Here is a 19,040-nt window from a genome sequence, read left to right as displayed (position 1 = left end):
ACCAGCCGCCAGCACGCCATCCCGGGTCACTCGGCAAGTCAAGCAGCAAGCACCGACGAAATCGGAATAACCCGCAAATCGGAACAATCGATGTAGAAATCATCGTTATCGATCTGTAGCCGCTTCTGGCGAGCCACAAACGTAAAGCCTGCGCCGAGTTCAAGCAGGAATTGCTCCATTTCCCGGAGGATGGCGTCCTCGAGATCCTTTTCGAGGTAGTGATCGTTCAGGCCGAGGAAATCGAGCACATACGGATCTTTCAGCAAGACATCCGGTTGCACCCGCTGTTCCTGCCGCAACTGCGCCAGGTCATGCCGGATGGCCTCTGCCGGCTTGCGTGAAATCGCGCTGCGCTCGAACAGCATCGAATTCATCCGTTCCTGCAGTTGCCGCGACGACCAGCGCTCGAGCCGGCAGAGCTCCAGGTAGAACTCGCGCTTGATTGGGTCTTCGATATAGATCAGCGCCTTGATGTGCGTCCAGCTCAATTCTCTCCGCGCTGCGGAGAGAATTGCCTCGTCCGTGAAAATTTCCGCGACGCGCAGACAATGCCGCAGTTGCTGTTCACTCCAGCCACGGCCATAGTCGGCGGTGAGCGCCTTTGCAAGCGACGCGATCACCTGCTGCCCGTATTCTGCACGGACGCCGCCCAGCACTTCCGCGTGGATGCAGCGCCCCACCCGCCAGTACAACAGGGTTAGTTCGGCGTTCACGGCTGCGGCCGTGCGCTCACGGGCCGAATCGATCAGGAGCCGGACTTCGTTCAGTAGCAATGCGGGCGTGAGTGCGCTCATACAGGCTGCACTCCGGCCGCCAACGGGAAAAAATGCATCATCACATCATTCACGCTGCGTTCACGGCATTCTTGAACGCCTTGCCCGCCGTGAACTTCACGGTCTTTGCCGCAGCGATCTGTATCTCCGCACCCGTAGCGGGATTACGACCAATCCGTGCGGCACGCGCCCCGGTCGCAAATGTACCGAAACCCACCAGTTGCACAGGTTCGCCTTTCGCTACCGCGCTCGTCACTGCCCCGATGAGTGCATCGACTGCTCCTGCGACGGCCACCTTGCTGTTTCCGGTCGCGGCGGCCACGGCATCGACGAGTTCGTGCTTGTTCATGGTTTCATTTCCTCTGAAACGGGCATTGCGATTGCGTTGCCAAGGTGAGAAAGATACGTTACCGGAGCCGCCGCTGGACGGCAACCTGGGCGCGACTTTCCGGGCTGCCCCTCAAATTCCCTCCGCAGTGCGGAGACAATCTTCACGTCGCTTCCGGTTTGGCGCTTTCAGTTTCAAAACAACGATCCGGCCTGGCTTCCGGGGAGTGCCCGTTTCACACTGCTAGCGCAGAGTTCTCCTGCGTCTGGCGGAAGTCGTTATCCGCTCGTCAGGCTAGCAGCGAACCCGTGCATTTCCTCGCCCCACAGCGACACACATAGTCAGCGACAATTTCTGGGGACTTCACCTCATCGATCGTGAGTCCATAGGCGATAGAAAGCTCGTCGCCCGGCATTACGTCTTTGAGCGTCCCGATAAAAACCCGCCCCCGCTCGTCCTCGATCGCCTCGCAGTTCGGCTGGCAGGAGTGGTTCAGCCAGCGGGCGCTGTTGCCCCCAACGCTGCCGTCGATCACGCGCCCGTCAGCCAGTCCGAAGATGAATGTGTGGCCGGGCACTCCCGAACGCCGGTACCGGGCAGAGGCCCGCCGCCACGACGTCACCTCACCGCGATATTCGAAGATCCGCTGGCCGGCCGGAATCGCCTGTAGCGCGAACACACCTCGCCCATGAACCGATGATTTTCTGACCGTCACGCGCCGCACTTCACCACTCCCGATCCGTTGAAGGCTGCGAGCATAGCGAGCGGCGCGTTGCGCGGCAACTGCGGCCGTCACGTCAGAACAACCTGGTCTGTCGGAGATCGCGCGCCGGGGCGCGGGATACGTCGGTCCGGCGGGTACGCCGATTTCCACCGGGCCTGTTTCCAACCCGCTGTAGCCGCGCCAGCATCAGGAATTCGCCTGCGCCATCGTTGAAGCGCAGCTCGAACACGCCGGTTTCGCCGGAAGGGCATGGTGCCGTTGCGCGAAACGACAGACGCATACCCCGCCGTTTCGCGCGGGCAATCATCTGCGTGCGGCTCATGCCCTGCCAGCAATCCGACATGAAGCCGGTCACGGTCCCGGGCAGGGACTCATGCGCGACGCCTTGCGGAAGCGTCAGTCCACTGAGCAGGTAGATGTCAGCCATGCAGCCCATTTCCCTGGTGGCAAATTACCCTGTGTTTATACCGCTTTCTTGCGACGCGTTGCTAGTTTGGCAGTCGGCACGGTGCGGGACGAACCGGTCGGGCGTGGAGTCTTCCGGACTCCGGCCGAGGCGGCCGATGCCCGGGTTTCCCGCGCTCGCGTTTCCGCCTCCCGCAGCGTCGTCATCTCCGCCTGCAGCCGCATATTCTCTGCCTGAACGGCATCCAGCCGCCCCTGCAGCACGCCCGCCTGATGACGCGCGTCGCCGAGTTGCGCCTGCATGGTTTCAGATGCACGGCGATGGTCTTCATCCTTCCGGTCCGCCCGACGCGTGCCTTCTTCCAGCTCTTTCTGCAGCTTCGTTGCGGTACTTCGCTCGCGATCAATCTCCAGCAGGGCGCGCTTTTCGGAGGCCCGCAGCCGTTCCTCCGCGCGTTCAGCCGCTTCCCGCTGCTTTTCCAGATCGCGCGAAAACCCTTCCCTGACCTCCACCAGCTCGCGCTCGCGCGCGGCCAGCGCCGCCTGGACCCTCGCCAGTTCTGCCTCCAGCGCCTGCCGCTGCGCGTGGCCTTCGGCCTGTGCCCTGTCCAGATCCCGCACCTCGACCTGCGCGGCCAGCAGCGCAGCGGTGCGCTGCTCGAGCGCCGTCTCGGTGCGACCCAGCTCATCGCGGGCGGCGACGACCGCCTGCTGCGCCTCGACGCGCTGCGCCTCGAGTTCGGCGCGCAGCGCGTCGAGTGCGGCCTCCGCTGACGCGGTCGCGCGCGACCAGAGGGTGGCCACCAGTTCGCCGGCGGCCGCGCCGAGTTCAGCCGGCAGGTCGGGGTGCTCGATGCGCACCCGGCTCTTCTCGCGCAATTCCGTCCAGAACTCGCCGAGCACCGCGGTCGGCGTGCCCATGCTGCCGCGCCGGACCAGCTGGTACAGGCGGTTGGCGGTCGGCGTGATGCCGTAACGGAAGAACAGCAGCGCGCAGACCTCACGATAGAGCTCGCGGGTTTTCGGATGCGCGGCCTTCAGGCGATCGATCTCGGCGGCAAGACGGGTTTCGTCGGGCAGGACGTCGGACATGGGCGAGGTTCTGAGGAATTTTCCAAATAATACTACGTAAACCGCACCACTTTTAACTGCATTTACGACTTACACGACATTAGGCCTATAATGTCGTCTAAATGGTCGCGAGTGCCGGCCGGAAACGCGTCACATCTCTGGGAGCCGCCCGAACCGTGTCGAACACCCCGATTGCGTCCATCCAGCCCGTCGAGTCGCTCATCATTCCGGAACGCCTGGACGGTCGCGACGGCACCAACCGGGGCGACCCCGCGAATTCGCAGCTGTCGGCCCGCAATGACCTCGATGCGGTGCGCGCGTGGCTCTCCAATTACGCTGACACGAAGACGACCTTCGACAGTTACCGCAAGGAAGCCGAGCGGCTGCTGTTGTGGGCCGTCGTGCAACTCGGCAAGCCGCTGTCGTCGCTCACGCACGAGGATCTGCTGTTGTTCAAAGTGTTCCTCGTCAACCCGCAGCCCGAAAACCGCTGGGTGTCGGCCAGCCGTGGCAAATACCCGCGCGGCGATGCCCGCTGGCGGCCGTTCAACGGCCCGCTGTCACTGGCCAGCCAGCGCCAGGCGCTGATCATCCTGAACGGCATGTTCACCTGGCTGGTGGACGCAGGTTACCTGCGCGGCAACCCGATGGCGTTGCTGCGGCAACGTGGAAAACACGCGGTACCGCGTGTCACGCGCTACCTGTCCATTTCATTGTGGGATGAGGTCAAAGGCTTCGTCGGGCAGTTACCGCAGGACACCGGGTTGCAGCAGGCGTACGCCGCCCGCTGCCGGTGGCTGACCACCCTCTTCTACCTGCAAGGCATGCGCATCTCAGAGGTCGCCGCCGGAAAGATGGGCGACTTCTCGCGCCGGCTCGGCGCCGACGGACGCGAGCAGTGGTGGCTGGACATCCTCGGCAAGGGTGAGAAAGAGCGGATCGTTCCCGCGTCGCCCGAACTGATCGCCGAGCTGGCCCGCTACCGGAAGGTGAACGGCCTGCCGTCGCTCCCGGGCCGCGCCGACGACACGCCGCTCCTCATCCCGTTCAGGGGAAAGCGCCGCTGCATGTCGCGCTCAGCCGTGCACGACGCGATCAGAAGCGTATTCGGCAACGCCGCCGCGTGGCTGCGCGCCCGCGGACCGGAGTTCACGGATCGCGCCGATGAACTGGACCGTGCATCGGCGCACTGGCTGCGACATACATCGGGTTCGCACCAGGCCGACGGCGGGGTCGACCTGCGCACGGTCCGCGACAATCTCGGTCACGTGTCGCTGAACACCACGAGCCTGTACCTGCATGAGGAAGAGGACAAACGGCATCGCGAGACGGTGAAGCGCCACCGGATGAACTGGGAGACGCCGCCTGCTGCGGAGCCCGGTTCTGCGAAGAACGACTCATGAATCCAACCCCGGACGGCCAACCCCTGGCGATCGCGTTGACCCGCGGGCCGACTGCCGCATAATGCCCGACGATCGCAACCTGTCCCGGCCAGAATCAGGCATCCGCGGGAATGGGAGAACGGGACGTTCCGGCCAGAAATGCCCCGAGCTTCTGCTCCGCGGCGAGCACTTCGTGCAGCGGCGCACGGGCGAGTTGAGAGTCGTAAAGGGCCAGCAATGCTTCGAAGTCAACGCTCGTCTCGGGCGGTAGCTGCCACTCGCCATACTCGCGAGCATGTGACAAAATCGCCTCAACGGCGTACTCGGCAATCCTGAATTGCTCAGCCGGACAACTGCCGTATCCGGCTCGCTGCAGAAACCAGCCCAGATACACCACGCGCATGAGTTCATTGACGTGGTGCCCGTTTCCGTGACCACTCCGGCATGCGACCAGCGCAAGATGACTGGCAAGCGACTGTGCGTTTGCCGAGGCACGATCCATCGGCAACAGAAGCGTCCTGGTCAGCGGTTTATGGCCGCGGGTACTATGGGACTTATTTCGCTTGGTCGACACGGATTCGAAGATGCAAGGAGCGGTTTAATAACGGGCAGATTATAGCGGGACTGCCTGCGGGAATTTTCGGCCGGCATTAGCCGGAAACGCCTGGCCGTAGCCCCAATGACTCTGGGCAAAGCAGACGAGACTGTGGCGTACGCTTGTTTTTGCCGAGCGCGAGCCCACGATCAGCAAGCCTGGGGACCCCTCCAGACCGATCAGCAGTTGTCACTTTTCCCGCGAGATTATTCATCTGCGGGCACTGCGCCGCCAGGCCTGCGCCGCTGCGTACTTTTCGAATCCCTGAAAAACTGTCTCGCAGGGTTTAGCGCTTTGCGAGAAAGTCGGCAATGGCCAACTCGATGGTCTGATCGGGGCGAGCCCGCATCCGTCTTTCCGCAACCGCGATGATGCGTTGGCGGCCGTCTGCGAACGTTTTCAGCATACGGTCGCTGTCTGCGTCAGCGGGCAGCCAGAAACACACTACGAGTGCCTCGCGGGTAATCGCGCATTCCACTTCGCGCTGGTGGTCGGATAGGCGGAATACGATCGTGCGTCCGTCTGGCGACACGCCGGGAGCAAGATCAACAACGTCCATGAGAAACCTCGTCAGATTCGTCTGCGACGTCTAATTAACTGCGCCGCTGATTTTCGAATTTACCAGAATCGATCGAACGAAAACCAGCATCGTTATCCACAAAGCACCTTGCGACTGCCCGCCTTTCCTGCTGAGCGGTTTTGACGTTGAGGGTTGGTGTTCTCGGCGCAGACGGTTAGTTGCGTTAATTCGCCATGCAATACATCCTGACTGTCGCAGGGCCGGCCTGCACACATGAGCCGACTGGTCGCGGCCCTGAGACTTTCCTCGCGACTTGGTGGTGCTGGAAACGACTTTTTTGCACCCCCAATTGCGGCATGCTTGTGCCGCCTAGCGCTCCGCCACACCGCACGGAAAAATCTTTCCCAAATATTGATCTTTTACTCATCTCAATATTAAGATGGGCACCTTGGCGCGCGACATGCATCCACCGCTGAATTGGGTATCCCGCCGCCATCCCCGAATGATCCCGCTCGCAAAGCGAGAACGGCGGATCAGGTTGCCAGCGAAACGCAGGTGTAGCCAGGAGACGGAGATGCTCAGTCCACATGAATTTGCCACTCTCATGCTGCTCAAGGACGCGCCGGACCCAATGAGCCTGGATCGGGCGGATCTCGAAGCGCTCCTTGAACGGCAGCTGGTCACGCTGGAGCAACTCGCCTCCGGCCTGCAACGCCCTTGCCTTACCGACGACGGCCAGCTTTTTCTCAAAGCTGCCGCTCGCATGCCTGCCGACAAGTGACACTGACCGGGTGATCCAGTTGTTCAGTCAAGGAATCTTCCATGAGCGACTCGTGGGAAGGAATTGTCGTCGGAGTTTTGGGGCTGACCGTTGCCGCGCTGCTGGTTGCCAGTCACTACCGTCGTGAATTGATCCGACGGAGGATGCTCAGGCAGATGGACCCTCGCCAGTGTTGGGACGTGATGCGTGATCGTCGATGAAAAGCGTACTTTTTAGAGCGCACGTGATTGTGGCTTGGGGTGCTGAGAATCTCGCGCGGGAACTCCGTTTCAGAGGGAGATGACTGCATGCACGATCTGAGTTTTGCCGAAAGAATCCGCGAGCGCGCCCATCAGCTCTGGCAGCAGGACGGCAGCCTCGAAGGATGTGCCGACGAGTATTGGCAAATCGCCCGAACGCTCGTTGAGGGGGATTCGGGCTCCCAGTGCCTCCCGATCCTCCTGGTTCAGATGCCGTAGCACGTGGTTAGCGACTGCGGCAGGCCCATCGGCACACCGTTCCCATGTTCACCAGAATTGATGTAGGCTGCTGCCTCAGCACGGGCCAGTAGCGCGCGGCGCGACCTGCGAACAGCAGGGAAGCCTCATTGCCCCCCATACACCTCCTTCGACGCTGACCAGACAGATGGCCAGCCAGAGTTACCTCGCCCGACAAAGATGATAAAAACTGGAAAGGGTCTGATCGCAGATTTCATCGGGCTCATCCAGCGAAAACTCTTTGCGTCGTCGCTCTTCGTCGCCGGAGCTGGCGCCGTCATCGCCATCGTGATGGTTGGTCTCTGTGCGATGGTCCTGTACCAGAGCCGACAGGATGCGATGAACCATACGCGCGAATCCTTGCGCGACATCGCACTCATTGCCGAGCGCGATATTGAACGCAATTTCGAACTTTATGACCTGTCATTGCAGGCTGTGATGGACGGACTCAAGGACCCCGAGGTCATGTCCCTGTCTCCCAGACTGCGCCGTGAAGTACTGTTCGATCGCGCTGCAAGCGCCAAATATCTTGGTTCGATGCTCGTACTGGATGCCAGGGGCAATATCGTCCTGGATTCAGGCAGCGACTCGCCGCGCCAGGGCAATTTTGCTGACCGCGAATATTTTACGATCCAACGCGACAATCCCTCTGCCGGCATGTATATCAGTGACCCCTATGCATCGCGGCTGAGAGGAGGCGCGCCGAGCATCGCGCTCACCCGACGTATCTCAAATCCCGACGGATCGTTTGCCGGCATTGTGCTGCTCTCGGTGAACCTCGAGTATTTCCACACCCTCTTCGCGGGACTCTCGCTCGGTCCGCATGGCTCGTTGTCGCTGATCGGCAAGAATGGCGTGATGCTCATGCGCCAACCTTACGACCCGCGCATCGTCGGGCGCGACATCAGGAACGCCAGCACGTTCCGGCACTTCATAGCCGAGCAGGAAGGCAGTTTCGGCGATACGGCGTCGATCGATGGTATTCGCCGTCTCTACTGGTTCAGGAATTTCCCCAACACATCATTGATCATCATGGCGGCCGCCGCTGAACAGGACATCTACGCAGCGTGGCGCCGACGGGCACTGACGATCGGTTCGCTGATGGTCCTGTTCGGCACAACATTCATTGGTCTTGCGGCCCTGCTGGGAATCCAGCTGCGTCGGCGGATGCGCGCTGAGTCAGAATTGCAACTCCTTGCGCGAATCGACGGACTTACGGGGCTGAACAACCGCCGCAGTCTCGGCGAAATTCTGGATGCGGAATGGCGCCGCGCGAAGCGCTCGCATAGCGTTGTGTCACTGCTATTTGTGGATATTGACCGGTTCAAGGCCTATAACGATACCTACGGTCATCAGGCTGGTGACGATGCGCTCGCGGCGGTCGCGCGTTGCATCACTGACAGCATCCGGCGGCCCGCGGATACCGCGGCACGTTACGGTGGTGAAGAATTCATCGTCGTCCTTCCGGATACACCTGCCACGGGCGCATCGGAGATCGCGGAAAAGATTCGCCACGCCATATGCAGTTGCTGCATTGAACACGCAGGCAGCGAGCACGGATGCGTGACGGCCAGTATCGGCGCAGTAAGCTGCACGCCACAGAGCGACGACGACGTGACCGCGGTAATCAAGGCCGCCGACGAGGCGCTTTACAACGCGAAAGCGACCGGCCGGAATCGGGTTTCGCTGTCCCGGGTTTCATAGGGTGGTCACCCCACCCTCCACTCACGCAACTTGTCCCGAATCCGCAAACCTCGATCCATCGGCTACCTGATGAATCGAAACGCCGTGAACATCCGAGCCTGTCGAGGCCAAACTCACATCATGCTTTCCGGCCGAGACCACAGCCCCCCCTTCAACAGGCCCCCGTTTGCGAAGCGCCTCCGCGTGGAATAGCCCAGGCCATGAGACCATACCCGCGAAACCAGCCTGGGCTTGTTTGAATCGACATAAGCAGGGAGAAAATGAAATCACCGTCCGGTCAAGCCGACGGATTCAGGGTCGATAGTCTGGCACAGAGTGCCAGACTATCGCAGGTGACCTGCTCACATGAAAATCAGGAGCGGTCAGACCGCCTTGATCTCATCTGGATGAAGCGCAATTGCCGCAAATTGGCGCCATCCTTCTGGGCGAGCATGGTATCTATCTGGCGCGACGCGGGTACGTCGTATTGAGCCTGCCAGTGACAAACGTAGAAACGGCTCGTTTTGAGGCAGTCCTGGCTGCCTTTATCGACCGCTACGGCTATCTGTTGCCGCGCAGTCAGCAAGCGGCAGCATAGACATTGCCTTCGCAACATCGTTCTTTACTGGAGGGTAGCGATGGTTGAGCCCCGGGAAATCGCCGGGATGTCGGCGGCAATGTTGCGCAGGATGATCGGCAACAAGCAGCTTTCGCCGGTCGAGCTGGTCGACGCCTGTATTGCATGGATTGAGGCGCTCGATCCGTTCGAGAATGCAATGGTCGCAACGAATTTTGACGCGGCGCGCGACGCAGCACGGGCTGCTGAAAAAACGGTCATGCGCGGCGAGCCACTCGGATTGCTGCATGGGTTGCCGACCGGCGTGAAGGATTTCGAAGCCACCGCAGGTCTGTTGACCACACAGGCTTCACCGCTCTATCGTGATGCCGTGCCGCAGGAAGACAACCTGCCCGTCGCGCGATTGCGCGCCGCTGGGGCGATTGTCGTCGGCAAGACGAACGTGCCGGAACTTGGCGCCGGCGCGAACAGGCGCAATCCGGTTCGGGGCGCAACGGGCAATCCGTTCAACCCCCAATCTGAATGCGGGCGGCTCGTCGGGAGGCTCCGGCCGCGGCGCTCGCGTGCGACATGCTTGCCGGTGTGCACAGGCTCCGACGCAGGCGTCTCGCTGCGGATTCCCGCAGCGTTGTGCGGCGTGGTCGGGTTTCGTCCGTCGTGCCCGACAGCCTGTGTTTCACTATCGAAATAGTCGAGCACATCAAACTTGTAGGACGCACGCTCAGCACTCAGGGCATCACCCCTTGTGGGTAGCAGGTTGGCGGCAAACCAGCCGTCCGGCAACCCGTGAACGGACGGGGAAACTGAATAACCGTTGTACTGGTGAATATGTTTATTGTTTTGCATAAGCGATAACCGGGCGACGTCCGCACGACATCGATGCCGTGCAGGCGAATGGATCGAAAATGGGGCGAGACGGATCGTGTCGGAACGACAAATGATGCGCACATTCAAACGTGGCGATCAGATCGGGAGCGCATTGGCTCCGCGAGGATGCAAGTCAGGCACACATGGAAAGGGCCGGCAGACCGGCCCTTAAATACTTTACTGCGGCAAGATATTCGACGCCTGCATGCCCTTCGGTCCACGCTTTGTTTCGTAGCTCACCTTCTGGTTTTCCGTGAGCGTCTTGAAGCCGTCGCCCCGAACTTCCGAGAAGTGAGCGAAGAGATCGTCGCCGCCTGCGTCCGGCGTGATGAAGCCAAAACCTTTGCTATCGTCGAACCACTTGACAGTACCGGTATCCATGAAATGAAAATAACAGCTCCGGTGTGGAGCGCCAACAACTTCAAGGAAGGGGGGAGGACAACGAGTACCGCGCAGACAAGGCGGAAAATGGTGATCAGCAATCGGGCTTCTTGAATATTTTAAAGCTCGCAGTGTAAATGACAGAGCCGTTCTGTCAACGCTTTTCGCATTGCGCGCAGCAAGGAACCGCGGGCAGATAAATCATCGCGTAATTCCCTGAATGACAAATTCAGCGAGTGCCTTCACATCGGCTGGCTTCGCAACATGGAGATCAAAGCCAGCCTCATGACATCGGGCGGCGACCTCGTGCGGCGGCATTTCGCCGGTAATGGCAACGAGCAGTGCGCGTTTGCCCGGGCTCTCGGTGCGTCTGACGTGTCGCGCCACCGCATATCCATTTGCGCCCGGCATGTCGATATCGAGCATGGCCGCGTCGGGTTGCCAGGTCGCGAACCACCGAAGCGCGGTAATCCCGTCGGTGGCCGTGCGCACCTCAAAATTGTGAGACTCGAAAAACACGGCGACGGCGGCGGTTGCATTGACGTCGTCGTCAGCCAGCAGAAGTTTTTTGCGCATGGAAGAAAGATGCCACTGGCGGAAGTGCCGTACGGTGCGTCCCGGGCGGTGGACCCGGCCGCAGTTCCCGCCTTGAGTTGTCCTGACCGGTTATCTGCTTGCAAGATGCCCACCTTCCCTCACCACAAGGCGCGAGCGCTGGCGTGTATGGGATCATGGGCGCCGGGACTACCGCCTCGTTCCAGGGTAGCTTACCGATCGTTGCGCCTAGGCCCGCCGGCACGCCATATGGCGCCTGCCACAAAGCTCACCGCCGCCACCACTGCCAGCGCCATGAAGGGGTTCGTGGCTGTGGTTTCGCGCACCGCGCTCGCGGCGTCGGCGCGAAGCTGCTGCGCTTTACCGGCGAGTTCCCTTGCCTTGCCTGCCAGTTGCGCCGCGGAGTCACCGACCAGCGCGCCGGCTGCGCCCTGAACCTTGCCGGCGACTTCCTCGACCGCACCCTCTGCCTTTCCCGTATCCATTTCGACACTCCGTTGAGTTAGACGTTTTTGCAGGCGATGAGACAACATCGCGCGCTGCGTCACCGGCAAAGTCAATCTGCCGCGACGATTCGCGTCCCTGCGCCCGAGCAAGAAGCAAGCCCAGCACCGCGATCTTTAAACGGATGCACGCAAATGCGGCCCCGCAGGAGAAGGAGCAACCAGCGTCCCGGCAACATGCCCCCTCATACGGATCCCCCGCGCAGCAGCATGCCGGTCCGTGCGGCAGCGCGGGTAAATGATGGTAAGGTTTGCACACGGTGTTGCAATTCTGGCCTGTGCAACAGCGACGTTCAGACCGCTTCTTCTGAGCTGTGAGAAGGGTAAGCGGCGGCAGCGATCCGGCCAGGGGAAGGGAGAGAGCCATGGAGCGACTGGTCGACGTACTGGACAGCGGTGGTACTGTCCTTCACACCTATCCCATCAAGCTCGGGCATCCGGGAGACGAGGCGGACGACGCTGCCTTCGAAGCAAAAGCGCTTGAGGCGGCTGCCCACGGCCGGCTGGTTTCCGACGCGGAACTCGGGAGCCTGTCCGCCAGAATCCACATCGGTCGCGGCGGCCAGATGGCACCCTATGGCGACGACGTGGCGAGTACTTCGGAAACGAAATCGGGCCTTGAGCAAAGCGTTCGCGAGCGCGCCTACTTTCTATGGGAGCAGGACGGTCGCCCAGTGGGACGCGCGGAGGAATACTGGCATCGTGCGCTGGAGCAGCATCTGCGGGAGCGGGCTCATGTGCTCTGGGTGCAGGATGGGTGTCCTGAAGGACGGGCCGACGAATACTGGCAGCGGATTCGCGACTTCGAGGCGCAATGATCGCCGCAAGTCCCGTGATTTAACCCGCGGCGATCACTACCCTTCACGTCAGACGGGTGGGCTATGTCCGTCCATACGCGTTGAAGCAAAAGCGCCGCCCGACGTTAGCCAATATCGATGGTTCGGCTGGCGGATCGCAAGGCCTCGTGTTTTGGTACGGTCAAGGTGAGCACGCCCTTGTCAAACTTTGCGAGAGCATGATCGGGATCGGCGTCTTCGGGCATCGGGATCGTGCGCGTGAAAGCCCCGTATGCGCGTTCCAGCCGGTAGCAGCCGTCCTCCTCACTGTGCACGTCCTGCCTTTTCTCGCCGCGCAGCACCAGCGCTCCGTCCTCGACGCTGATTGTCAGGTCCTCCCGCTCCATGCCTGGCAGTTCGACGGTCACGCGCAGTATCTTTCCCTCGTCGACCACGTCAATGCGCGGCTGGAAACGCGATGAACTGAAGTCGCCAAACCATCGTTCGAGCGTGCCGCGCACGGCAAACGGATCGGGAAAAAAATCCTCCAGCGCACGTAAGGAATCGCGCGAGAAAAGTCGCTGGATATCAGGCCACGCGGGACGCCCCTGCTCGCTAGCTGGATGACTCTCCGGGCTGTGCGTGTCGGACTTGCTCCCTGATCCGCGAAGGAATTTGAAAGGGTTCCACTTTTTCAGCTCGTGGTTCATCGTATTCTCCTCGATGGCCAGACAGGAAAACTGGATATCCATCGGCGCTCGAACTGCAAAGCTTCTGCTGAAGTCGCTGCACTGCGCCTCGCGAGCGACCACCATTTTTCCATGGCGTTCTGCATCCGGGCCTCCATGACGTAGGTGATGGCGAACTCACGGCCACCACCGCTTTTTCTCCTGTCGTCGTTGCTGGTCTTCCGGGCTCAGTTTGTCTGCACCTCGATCCGTCGCGGCCTTGCTTCGTCGCGGCGCGGAATGGTCAGTTTCAGCACGCCGTCCTGCAGGTTCGCGTCAATCTTCGATGTGTCGAAGTCCGGGCTCAGCGAGAACGCGCGTGCGAAATGCGGTTCACTGATCTCGGCGTGCTGCAGCCGCAGACCGGCGGGTGTCGGCACAACCGCTTCGGCCTCGATGTACAGATTGCCGTCGTGCACCTTCACCTCGAGCTTGTCCTTCGTGGCGCCGGGCAGGTCCGCCCACAGTGTGATGCCCTGGCTATCCTCGAACACGTCGACTGCTGGCGTAATCGTCGTCCGCCGTACCGGCGGGTCGCCCTCGCGTCGTGCTGCCGCTTTCTGGTCGCGTTCAGCAACCTGTGTCCTGTCGTTAATGGCTTGCTCCTCGAATAGCTGGCGTTACTGGATGGTAATGGCCCGCGGCTTCGACACCTCGCGCTTGCCGACGGTAATCGACAGGCAGCCGTTGGTGTAGCGCGCCTCTACCTTGTCGGGATCGGCGTTCTGCGGCAGCTCGATCACCCGGCGGAACGCACCGGCAAAGCGTTCCTGTGCATAGGTGCGAGCGTCGCTGCCGGTTGGGTCATCGCCGGTGTCACCACTGGCATCCGGCCGCGCCGGCTTGCGCTCGCCGCTGATCGTCAGCAGACCCTTGTCGATCGACACGTCGAGTTCGGCAGCTTTGACGCCAGGTGCGAACGCGACGATCTCGATCGAGTCGTCGGTCGTACCGATGTTGACCTGCGGGAAGGCGCCGGAGCGGCCGGCGCGGATGCTGGACGGAAGGCCACCGAACAGGCTTGCCATCTGGCGCTGCAGACGGTCGAATTCGCCGAACAGGTCGGTTCCGGAATAGAGATCACTCATGGTCGTATCCTCCCGGAATGCAGCATGGAGGCGAACGGGCTTACGCGCTCCAGTCCGCCTGCCAGCTGCTGGCAAACAAATCGAAACACGCAGCGCGCCTGATACCAGCAGCGCGTCTGCCTGAGCGAAATCCAATATAGGCACTACAGTGGAAATTTCAAGGGGGACGGTGAAATTCCGGTCTTGAAAACCGCCGGCCGGCCCCTATAGTCCGATGCAGTGCAACGACCAGGCGGAGGACACCATGGAATTCGATTCGGACTGGCTCACACTGGGCAGACACCGCGTCCGGCTGCGCTCGACGAAAGGCTTTCCGACTGAAACGATGCGTAACGTGGCGGAGGTCGTGAGGCTCGCAATCGACAACAACATGAGTGCGCGCGCGCGGCTCGTCGAGATCGTCTTCCAGCAGGAACAGACCTACGATATCGCCGTCGGCACGACGCTGGTGGAAGACAGCGTTTGTGCGCCGCAACTGGAAGCGGCAATGTCAGTGGTGCTGGGCCTCCCGACGGGACAGGTGAACGTCACCGTGACGACGGTGAGTCAGGAGGAAGTCGACCTGCACTTCGGCGTCTACGAGCGCATGCTCGCCGAGAAACTCGGCGTTGTGCCGCCGATCCAGTGATTGCCGGGCTATTACGCTGCGGCGCGACGGCGGACCCGAGCTGATTCGCCGGACACGCCCGGGATCAGAACCAACACGTCAGATGGGAGCAGCATCATGAAACAGCGCTCAAAGGCACTGCTCGCGTCGGCCATTCTGGCTGCCAGCCCGGCGGCGGCTGCGGCGGCTGAGCCACCCTTGAAGACCTTGCCGTCGCAACAGGAGATCTGGATCACGGGCACGATCCAGCGGGGCAACGGACAGTACGCGCCGGGCGACTATACGTCGCTGCGGCTGGACCGTCCGTCAACCTCGCCCTGCAACGACAAGCTCGTGACCGACATCGTGCTCGGGAAGGCTAATGTACCCGACCCATTGCTTCTGCTGCCTTATCTGGGGCAGCGGGTCGCAGTCAGGGGGCGCGTTATCTGTCCGGATTCCGGCATCCGCTTTGCGCCGACACCGGACTTCGTGTTTCCGATCTACTGACGACGGGCGCGGTACGGCCGGACCGGTAAGCAGGTGCGGGACGTTGACAGGGTGTTACCCATTCCGGTCAGCCCGCGACGACCTGACCTAATGCCGGCGCTCCTGCTGTCTGGACGAGCGCGGTATAGAGGTTCATGTAGTGCTGCGCCATCGCCCGCGATGTGAAACGGCGCACGAAGGCCGCGCGGACTTCCGTACGGGACAGCGCGTCGAGTCGTGTGACGGCATCGACCGCCCCTGCCACATCATCGACGATATAGCCTGTTACACCGTCGGCAATCACTTCCGGCACCGAGCCCCGATTGAACGCAATGACGGGCGTGCCACATGCCATCGCCTCGATCATCACCAGACCAAACGGCTCGGACCAGTCGATCGGGAACAGCAGCGCGCGGGCACCCGAGAGGAATCCGGATTTCTGCGCGTCATTGATCTCGCCGACGAATTCGACATGCGGCTGCGAAAGCAGCGGCTGGATCACGTCCCGGAAGTACGCCTCGTCGGCCCTGTCCACCTTCGCCGCAATCTTCAGGGGCAGACCGGCGCGGGCGGCGATCTCCATGGCCAGGTCAACGCGCTTTTCAGCACAGATCCGCCCGAGGAAAGCCAGATAGGCCGGCTGTGCCGGCGCTTGCGGCGTCAGCAGATTTTCCGGCAGCCCGTGGTACACGGTATCGAGCCAGTTCGCGTTCGGCAACGGAACCCGCTGCGAACCGGAAATCGACACGACAGGCGCGTCCGGGAACGTGTCGAACACCGGCTGCAGTTCCGGCAGGTCGAGGCGCCCATGTAACGTAGTCACGAACGGCACGACGAGCTGCGAAAACGTCGGGAACGGCAAATAGCCCAGATGGAAGTGCAGGACGTCAAATGTATGGGCGACACGCCGCACTTTCTCAAGGAGCAACAGGTGCGGAGCCAGCGTATCGCAGATGCCCGGATCGAGACGCAGAGCGTGCGGCCAGGCTGGTTCGAGATGCGCACCTGTCCGGGAATCACCGCTGGCGAACAGGGTAACGTCGTGCCCCGGTTCGACCAGTGCTTCGGTAAGGTACGACACCACGCGTTCGGTACCGCCATAGAACTTCGGCGGCACCGCTTCGTGCAACGGCGCGATCTGCGCGATACGCATCGGGCAACTCCGTTCAGGTAATTCGCGCAGACCGTGCGCGTTCTAGGGCGCACGAGACGCAAGAGGGCGCGACCCGACCCTGCTGGCGGCGCCATCGGGAGCGCCGTCGTCCGAACCCTGCGTCATGCAACGCGGCCCTGTCCGGCCGCCCCTTTTCCCGCTTCCGTATGACAGGCGACACGGAAACGGGCCAGCGAAGCCGGAACGCCAGGCCCGCGCATCGACCGGTCAGAACCCCGTCATGAGCGTGGTCGTGACCCGCCCGGGGGCCCCGTTTCAGACGGGCTTCCGGGTCGTATCCTTGACGGCTTCCCTGACGTCGCCCGCCTTCTTCCGTGCTTCGCCGGCCGCCTGCTGGACATCGCCCTTGACTTCCTGTTTCGTGTTGCCCGTTGCGTGTCCAACCGCCTCATTCACCTTGCCCTTCACCTTCTCCGCCGTACCCTTGATCTGATCCTTGTTCATGGCCGACCTCCCGTGCAAAACTGATCCATGGATGGGCTACCGCCTGCCGGGGCAAGCTCCATAATTTACGCAAACGGCGTACCTGGCTGCGCCGTTGGCGCTGCGCCCTGTCGCGGTCTCCGTCCTCGCCGGGCCGATAATGTGAGTGCATTAGGGAGTGCGAAATTACATTGCGTGGTACAAGCGGCACGCTCCGCGCATGACGAGTGGCCGGTCACCGCAATGAGGCGCTAACATGAGAATGGCGGGAGCGCGGGCAGTGAGCAGGACGGCTTCGCCTCGAACGGCTCGACCGTGCCGCGGCGCCCAGGCGCACCTTTGGGTTGACTGTCTGACACATAGCGAGTTTGATATGAAATTCGCGATCGCCACCTGCGCGGTGATGCTCGCCACCGCTTTTTCCACCGGCAACCTCCGGGCCCAGGGGACGGTGCAATCGATCACCACGACCCGGGTCGATGTCGTTCAGCTGGCGTCCGGATACCGGGCTTCCAAGGTCATTGGCGCGACCGTCTACAACGAAAGCAGGGACACGATCGGAACGATCGACGATCTGGTCGTGAGTCCCAAAGATAGCGTGACGTACGCCATTCTGTCCGTCGGTGGTTTTCTCGGTCTCGGTACCCACCTGGTCGCCGTGCCCTTTGGCAGTCTGCACGTGGTCGACAGGCAGATGCGTTTGCCGGGCGCCACGCGGGACTCCCTGAAGGCGTTGCCCGAATTCAGATACGCGTCACCCTGACCACCTGAACCGGCGTGCCGGGGTTGACCACGAATGCGGCCGGATCCCGATGCTGCCCGGACCGTCATGGCGGCCGGTCTTTCGTGTCTGGATGCGGTGGCGACCCGGGCTGGACATACATCGCATGGCGCTCAGATTTTCAGCCGCGTGACCTTGGTGCCTTCCAGCGACACGCCGGCCATCAGGCCGGCATTGGTCAGCACGAAGGCCTGCACCGGCGCGGTCGCGGTTGACGTATCGATATTGCCGTTTGCCCCGACCTTCACCACGGCAACCGTCGCGTCGGCGCCGACCGCCCAGCCATCGCTGTTGCGGAACCGGTCGAGCGCGTCCTCTGTCATGAACAGAAAAATGATCGCTTTGGACTGCGCACCGATCTGCAGGCCAAACGAACCGCCCGCCGTGCTGTAGTAGCCGGCCGTCTGGCCGCCAACCCGCAGCGCGCCTTCGCCGTACTGGCCACCGATCCAGAAACCGGCCTGGATAACCGACGGGAACACCAGTATGCCGCGGGCTTTTGAGACGAGTTCTCGCGAGCCGCTGGCGGTGGTGTACAGGCGCGCAAGCGTCGCATCAACATCGGCATTGATGGACCGGCGTTTGCCGGCATTTTCCGAAGTCTCCGATCCGGATTTCGGGGGCGTAGTCGTGCAACCGGCCAGTACAGTCCCGCCCGTCGCGAGCATTGTGCTGGTGGTCAGAATGAACTGTCTCCTGCGCATGGTTTTTCTCCCTGGATATCAACGTGAAGTACGGGATTCAACCGGCGCTTCACGCACTGCGTTACCGGCCAGCAAGGCCGCTCAAATCAGCTCTGCACAGCTTTCAGCCTATCTGCGTGCCGCGCACAGCCGCCCTACGGTGGTGAGAAAAAGCTGCATGGACGCCGGCTTCTGCAGGCAGGCATTCCAGGCGTTACCCTCATTCCTCGGGAGCGGAGCCGATGTATGGACGAGGATGGGCACGTGAGCCAGGTGCGGCTGCGCACGCACACGGCGACAGTTCGGCCCCGCCCATCAGGGGCATCATCCAGTCCGTGATGACCAGGTCAGGCACACGTTGTCGCATCGACTCCAGTGCCTCCGCACCATTGGCGGCGCACCGCACGTCATATCCCTCGCTGGTCAGTATCAGATGCCACGCAGCGAGCAGGTCGGACTCGTCGTCGACAAGCAGAATTGATTTCATTTACATCTGGCCCCGGTTTATGCGTTCTCGTTTCCCCCTAACCGTTTAGCAAGACGTGTTCCATTGGAGGGGATTGAAGGATAATGACCCGCGCAGCGGTCCAGGCAAGCACACCCGCGGCCCTTCTGGCCAGGGCAGGGACTGTTTCCGGGTCTTCCCTTTCCAGTGCCAGATTCCGGCGCCCGTTGCGTTGTTACCTGTTCA

The 19,040-nt window shown here is 61.7% G+C and carries 27 protein-coding genes and 1 pseudogene; 10 read left to right on the top strand and 18 right to left on the bottom strand.

The features are described 5' to 3' along the window. Positions 1-86: 86 nt before the first annotated feature. From KHO33_RS29165 to KHO33_RS29145, 5 genes and pseudogenes are all read right to left on the bottom strand, one after another. A pseudogene (locus tag KHO33_RS29165) lies at positions 87-794 on the bottom strand (PDDEXK nuclease domain-containing protein); the annotation flags it as partial. A 49-nt stretch (positions 795-843) separates the two neighbouring features. After that, the gene (locus tag KHO33_RS29160) at positions 844-1,206 is read right to left on the bottom strand and encodes an HU family DNA-binding protein (protein WP_267915739.1); all 363 of its coding nucleotides are present in this window, start codon (positions 1,204-1,206) and stop codon (positions 844-846) included. A gap of 184 nt (positions 1,207-1,390) precedes the next feature. Beyond that, on the bottom strand, positions 1,391-1,825 hold the full coding sequence (locus KHO33_RS29155; protein WP_200567566.1) for an SET domain-containing protein: 435 nt from the start codon (positions 1,823-1,825) through the stop codon (positions 1,391-1,393). 73 nt (positions 1,826-1,898) lie between these two features. Beyond that, positions 1,899-2,252 (bottom strand): hypothetical protein, encoded by a 354-nt coding sequence (locus KHO33_RS29150; protein WP_200567536.1) that lies wholly within the window; start codon positions 2,250-2,252, stop codon positions 1,899-1,901. A 35-nt stretch (positions 2,253-2,287) separates the two neighbouring features. After that, a complete protein-coding gene (locus KHO33_RS29145) occupies positions 2,288-3,322 on the bottom strand; it encodes a DNA-binding protein (RefSeq protein ID WP_200567535.1) in 1,035 nt (344 codons plus the stop codon). A 155-nt stretch (positions 3,323-3,477) separates the two neighbouring features. Here KHO33_RS29145 and KHO33_RS29140 point away from each other — a divergent pair, with 155 nt between their 5' ends. After that, positions 3,478-4,704, top strand: a complete 1,227-nt coding sequence (locus tag KHO33_RS29140) for a tyrosine-type recombinase/integrase (RefSeq protein ID WP_200567534.1) — start codon at positions 3,478-3,480, stop codon at positions 4,702-4,704. Positions 4,705-4,798: 94 nt separating this feature from the next. Here KHO33_RS29140 and KHO33_RS29135 read toward each other — a convergent pair whose 3' ends face one another. Continuing rightward, positions 4,799-5,185, bottom strand: a complete 387-nt coding sequence (locus KHO33_RS29135) for a hypothetical protein (RefSeq protein WP_234480828.1) — start codon at positions 5,183-5,185, stop codon at positions 4,799-4,801. 379 nt (positions 5,186-5,564) lie between these two features. After that, the gene (locus KHO33_RS29130) at positions 5,565-5,837 is read right to left on the bottom strand and encodes a DUF1488 family protein (protein WP_200567533.1); all 273 of its coding nucleotides are present in this window, start codon (positions 5,835-5,837) and stop codon (positions 5,565-5,567) included. A 535-nt stretch (positions 5,838-6,372) separates the two neighbouring features. On the opposite strand from KHO33_RS29130, the gene KHO33_RS29125 reads away from it, so the two are divergent. The 3 genes from KHO33_RS29125 to KHO33_RS29115 all read left to right on the top strand — a co-directional run bounded on the left by KHO33_RS29125 (position 6,373) and on the right by KHO33_RS29115 (position 7,037). Beyond that, the gene (locus tag KHO33_RS29125) at positions 6,373-6,579 is read left to right on the top strand and encodes a hypothetical protein (protein WP_200567532.1); all 207 of its coding nucleotides are present in this window, start codon (positions 6,373-6,375) and stop codon (positions 6,577-6,579) included. Between the two features lie 41 nt (positions 6,580-6,620). Beyond that, positions 6,621-6,779 carry a hypothetical protein gene (locus tag KHO33_RS29120; protein WP_200567531.1) on the top strand — a complete coding sequence of 53 codons (159 nt, stop codon included), beginning with the start codon at positions 6,621-6,623 and terminating at the stop codon, positions 6,777-6,779. A gap of 87 nt (positions 6,780-6,866) precedes the next feature. After that, a complete protein-coding gene (locus KHO33_RS29115) occupies positions 6,867-7,037 on the top strand; it encodes a DUF2934 domain-containing protein (protein ID WP_200567530.1) in 171 nt (56 codons plus the stop codon). A 180-nt stretch (positions 7,038-7,217) separates the two neighbouring features. Here KHO33_RS29115 and KHO33_RS42225 read toward each other — a convergent pair whose 3' ends face one another. Beyond that, positions 7,218-7,403, bottom strand: a complete 186-nt coding sequence (locus KHO33_RS42225) for a hypothetical protein (protein WP_236074718.1) — start codon at positions 7,401-7,403, stop codon at positions 7,218-7,220. Between KHO33_RS42225 and KHO33_RS29110 the strand changes: the two genes are divergently transcribed. Together KHO33_RS29110 and KHO33_RS29105 are read left to right on the top strand one after the other, a co-directional pair. Then, positions 7,344-8,759, top strand: a complete 1,416-nt coding sequence (locus KHO33_RS29110) for a sensor domain-containing diguanylate cyclase (RefSeq protein WP_236074708.1) — start codon at positions 7,344-7,346, stop codon at positions 8,757-8,759. The two genes, KHO33_RS42225 and KHO33_RS29110, sit on opposite strands and share 60 nt — an antisense overlap. Positions 8,760-9,376: 617 nt before the next feature. Further along, complete coding sequence (locus KHO33_RS29105) at positions 9,377-10,006, top strand: amidase family protein (RefSeq protein ID WP_328822813.1); 630 nt, start codon at positions 9,377-9,379, stop codon at positions 10,004-10,006. A gap of 353 nt (positions 10,007-10,359) precedes the next feature. Here KHO33_RS29105 and KHO33_RS29100 read toward each other — a convergent pair whose 3' ends face one another. The 3 genes from KHO33_RS29100 to KHO33_RS29090 all read right to left on the bottom strand — a co-directional run bounded on the left by KHO33_RS29100 (position 10,360) and on the right by KHO33_RS29090 (position 11,603). After that, complete coding sequence (locus tag KHO33_RS29100) at positions 10,360-10,563, bottom strand: cold-shock protein (RefSeq protein ID WP_200567529.1); 204 nt, start codon at positions 10,561-10,563, stop codon at positions 10,360-10,362. A 201-nt stretch (positions 10,564-10,764) separates the two neighbouring features. After that, complete coding sequence (locus KHO33_RS29095) at positions 10,765-11,139, bottom strand: response regulator (RefSeq protein ID WP_200567528.1); 375 nt, start codon at positions 11,137-11,139, stop codon at positions 10,765-10,767. 191 nt (positions 11,140-11,330) lie between these two features. Beyond that, positions 11,331-11,603: a CsbD family protein gene (locus KHO33_RS29090; protein ID WP_200567527.1), complete on the bottom strand. Its 273-nt coding sequence runs from the start codon at positions 11,601-11,603 to the stop codon at positions 11,331-11,333. Between the two features lie 383 nt (positions 11,604-11,986). Between KHO33_RS29090 and KHO33_RS29085 the strand changes: the two genes are divergently transcribed. Further along, the gene (locus KHO33_RS29085) at positions 11,987-12,439 is read left to right on the top strand and encodes a DUF2934 domain-containing protein (RefSeq protein ID WP_200567526.1); all 453 of its coding nucleotides are present in this window, start codon (positions 11,987-11,989) and stop codon (positions 12,437-12,439) included. Positions 12,440-12,543: 104 nt separating this feature from the next. On the opposite strand, the gene KHO33_RS29080 is transcribed toward KHO33_RS29085, so the two are convergent. From KHO33_RS29080 to KHO33_RS29070, 3 genes are all read right to left on the bottom strand, one after another. Beyond that, positions 12,544-13,107, bottom strand: coding sequence for an Hsp20/alpha crystallin family protein (locus KHO33_RS29080; RefSeq protein ID WP_200567563.1), 564 nt, complete (start codon positions 13,105-13,107; stop codon positions 12,544-12,546). Positions 13,108-13,313: 206 nt separating this feature from the next. Beyond that, complete coding sequence (locus KHO33_RS29075; protein ID WP_200567562.1) at positions 13,314-13,721, bottom strand: Hsp20/alpha crystallin family protein; 408 nt, start codon at positions 13,719-13,721, stop codon at positions 13,314-13,316. Between the two features lie 24 nt (positions 13,722-13,745). After that, positions 13,746-14,213, bottom strand: coding sequence for an Hsp20/alpha crystallin family protein (locus tag KHO33_RS29070; RefSeq protein ID WP_200567525.1), 468 nt, complete (start codon positions 14,211-14,213; stop codon positions 13,746-13,748). A 244-nt stretch (positions 14,214-14,457) separates the two neighbouring features. On the opposite strand from KHO33_RS29070, the gene KHO33_RS29065 reads away from it, so the two are divergent. Then, positions 14,458-14,841 carry a hypothetical protein gene (locus KHO33_RS29065; protein WP_200567524.1) on the top strand — a complete coding sequence of 128 codons (384 nt, stop codon included), beginning with the start codon at positions 14,458-14,460 and terminating at the stop codon, positions 14,839-14,841. A 96-nt stretch (positions 14,842-14,937) separates the two neighbouring features. Then, positions 14,938-15,309, top strand: a complete 372-nt coding sequence (locus KHO33_RS29060) for a hypothetical protein (RefSeq protein WP_200567523.1) — start codon at positions 14,938-14,940, stop codon at positions 15,307-15,309. Positions 15,310-15,376: 67 nt separating this feature from the next. On the opposite strand, the gene KHO33_RS29055 is transcribed toward KHO33_RS29060, so the two are convergent. Together KHO33_RS29055 and KHO33_RS29050 are read right to left on the bottom strand one after the other, a co-directional pair. Then, the gene (locus KHO33_RS29055; protein WP_200567522.1) at positions 15,377-16,441 is read right to left on the bottom strand and encodes a glycosyltransferase family 4 protein; all 1,065 of its coding nucleotides are present in this window, start codon (positions 16,439-16,441) and stop codon (positions 15,377-15,379) included. A gap of 276 nt (positions 16,442-16,717) precedes the next feature. Next, positions 16,718-16,906 (bottom strand): CsbD family protein, encoded by a 189-nt coding sequence (locus KHO33_RS29050; protein ID WP_200567521.1) that lies wholly within the window; start codon positions 16,904-16,906, stop codon positions 16,718-16,720. Positions 16,907-17,258: 352 nt separating this feature from the next. On the opposite strand from KHO33_RS29050, the gene KHO33_RS29045 reads away from it, so the two are divergent. Continuing rightward, complete coding sequence (locus tag KHO33_RS29045; protein WP_200567520.1) at positions 17,259-17,648, top strand: PRC-barrel domain-containing protein; 390 nt, start codon at positions 17,259-17,261, stop codon at positions 17,646-17,648. 131 nt (positions 17,649-17,779) lie between these two features. Here the strand turns inward: KHO33_RS29045 and KHO33_RS29040 are convergent, their stop codons facing one another. Together KHO33_RS29040 and KHO33_RS29035 are read right to left on the bottom strand one after the other, a co-directional pair. Further along, the gene (locus KHO33_RS29040; RefSeq protein WP_200567519.1) at positions 17,780-18,370 is read right to left on the bottom strand and encodes a BPSL1445 family SYLF domain-containing lipoprotein; all 591 of its coding nucleotides are present in this window, start codon (positions 18,368-18,370) and stop codon (positions 17,780-17,782) included. Positions 18,371-18,569: 199 nt separating this feature from the next. Next, positions 18,570-18,836, bottom strand: coding sequence for a response regulator transcription factor (locus KHO33_RS29035; RefSeq protein WP_234480821.1), 267 nt, complete (start codon positions 18,834-18,836; stop codon positions 18,570-18,572). Positions 18,837-19,040 lie beyond the last annotated feature (204 nt).

Origin of the sequence: Paraburkholderia nemoris, from assembly GCF_905221015.1 — a bacterium.
Taxonomy (GTDB): domain Bacteria; phylum Pseudomonadota; class Gammaproteobacteria; order Burkholderiales; family Burkholderiaceae; genus Paraburkholderia; species Paraburkholderia nemoris.
Note: the sequence above shows the minus strand (reverse complement) of the source record. Positions and strands in the feature narration are given on the sequence as shown.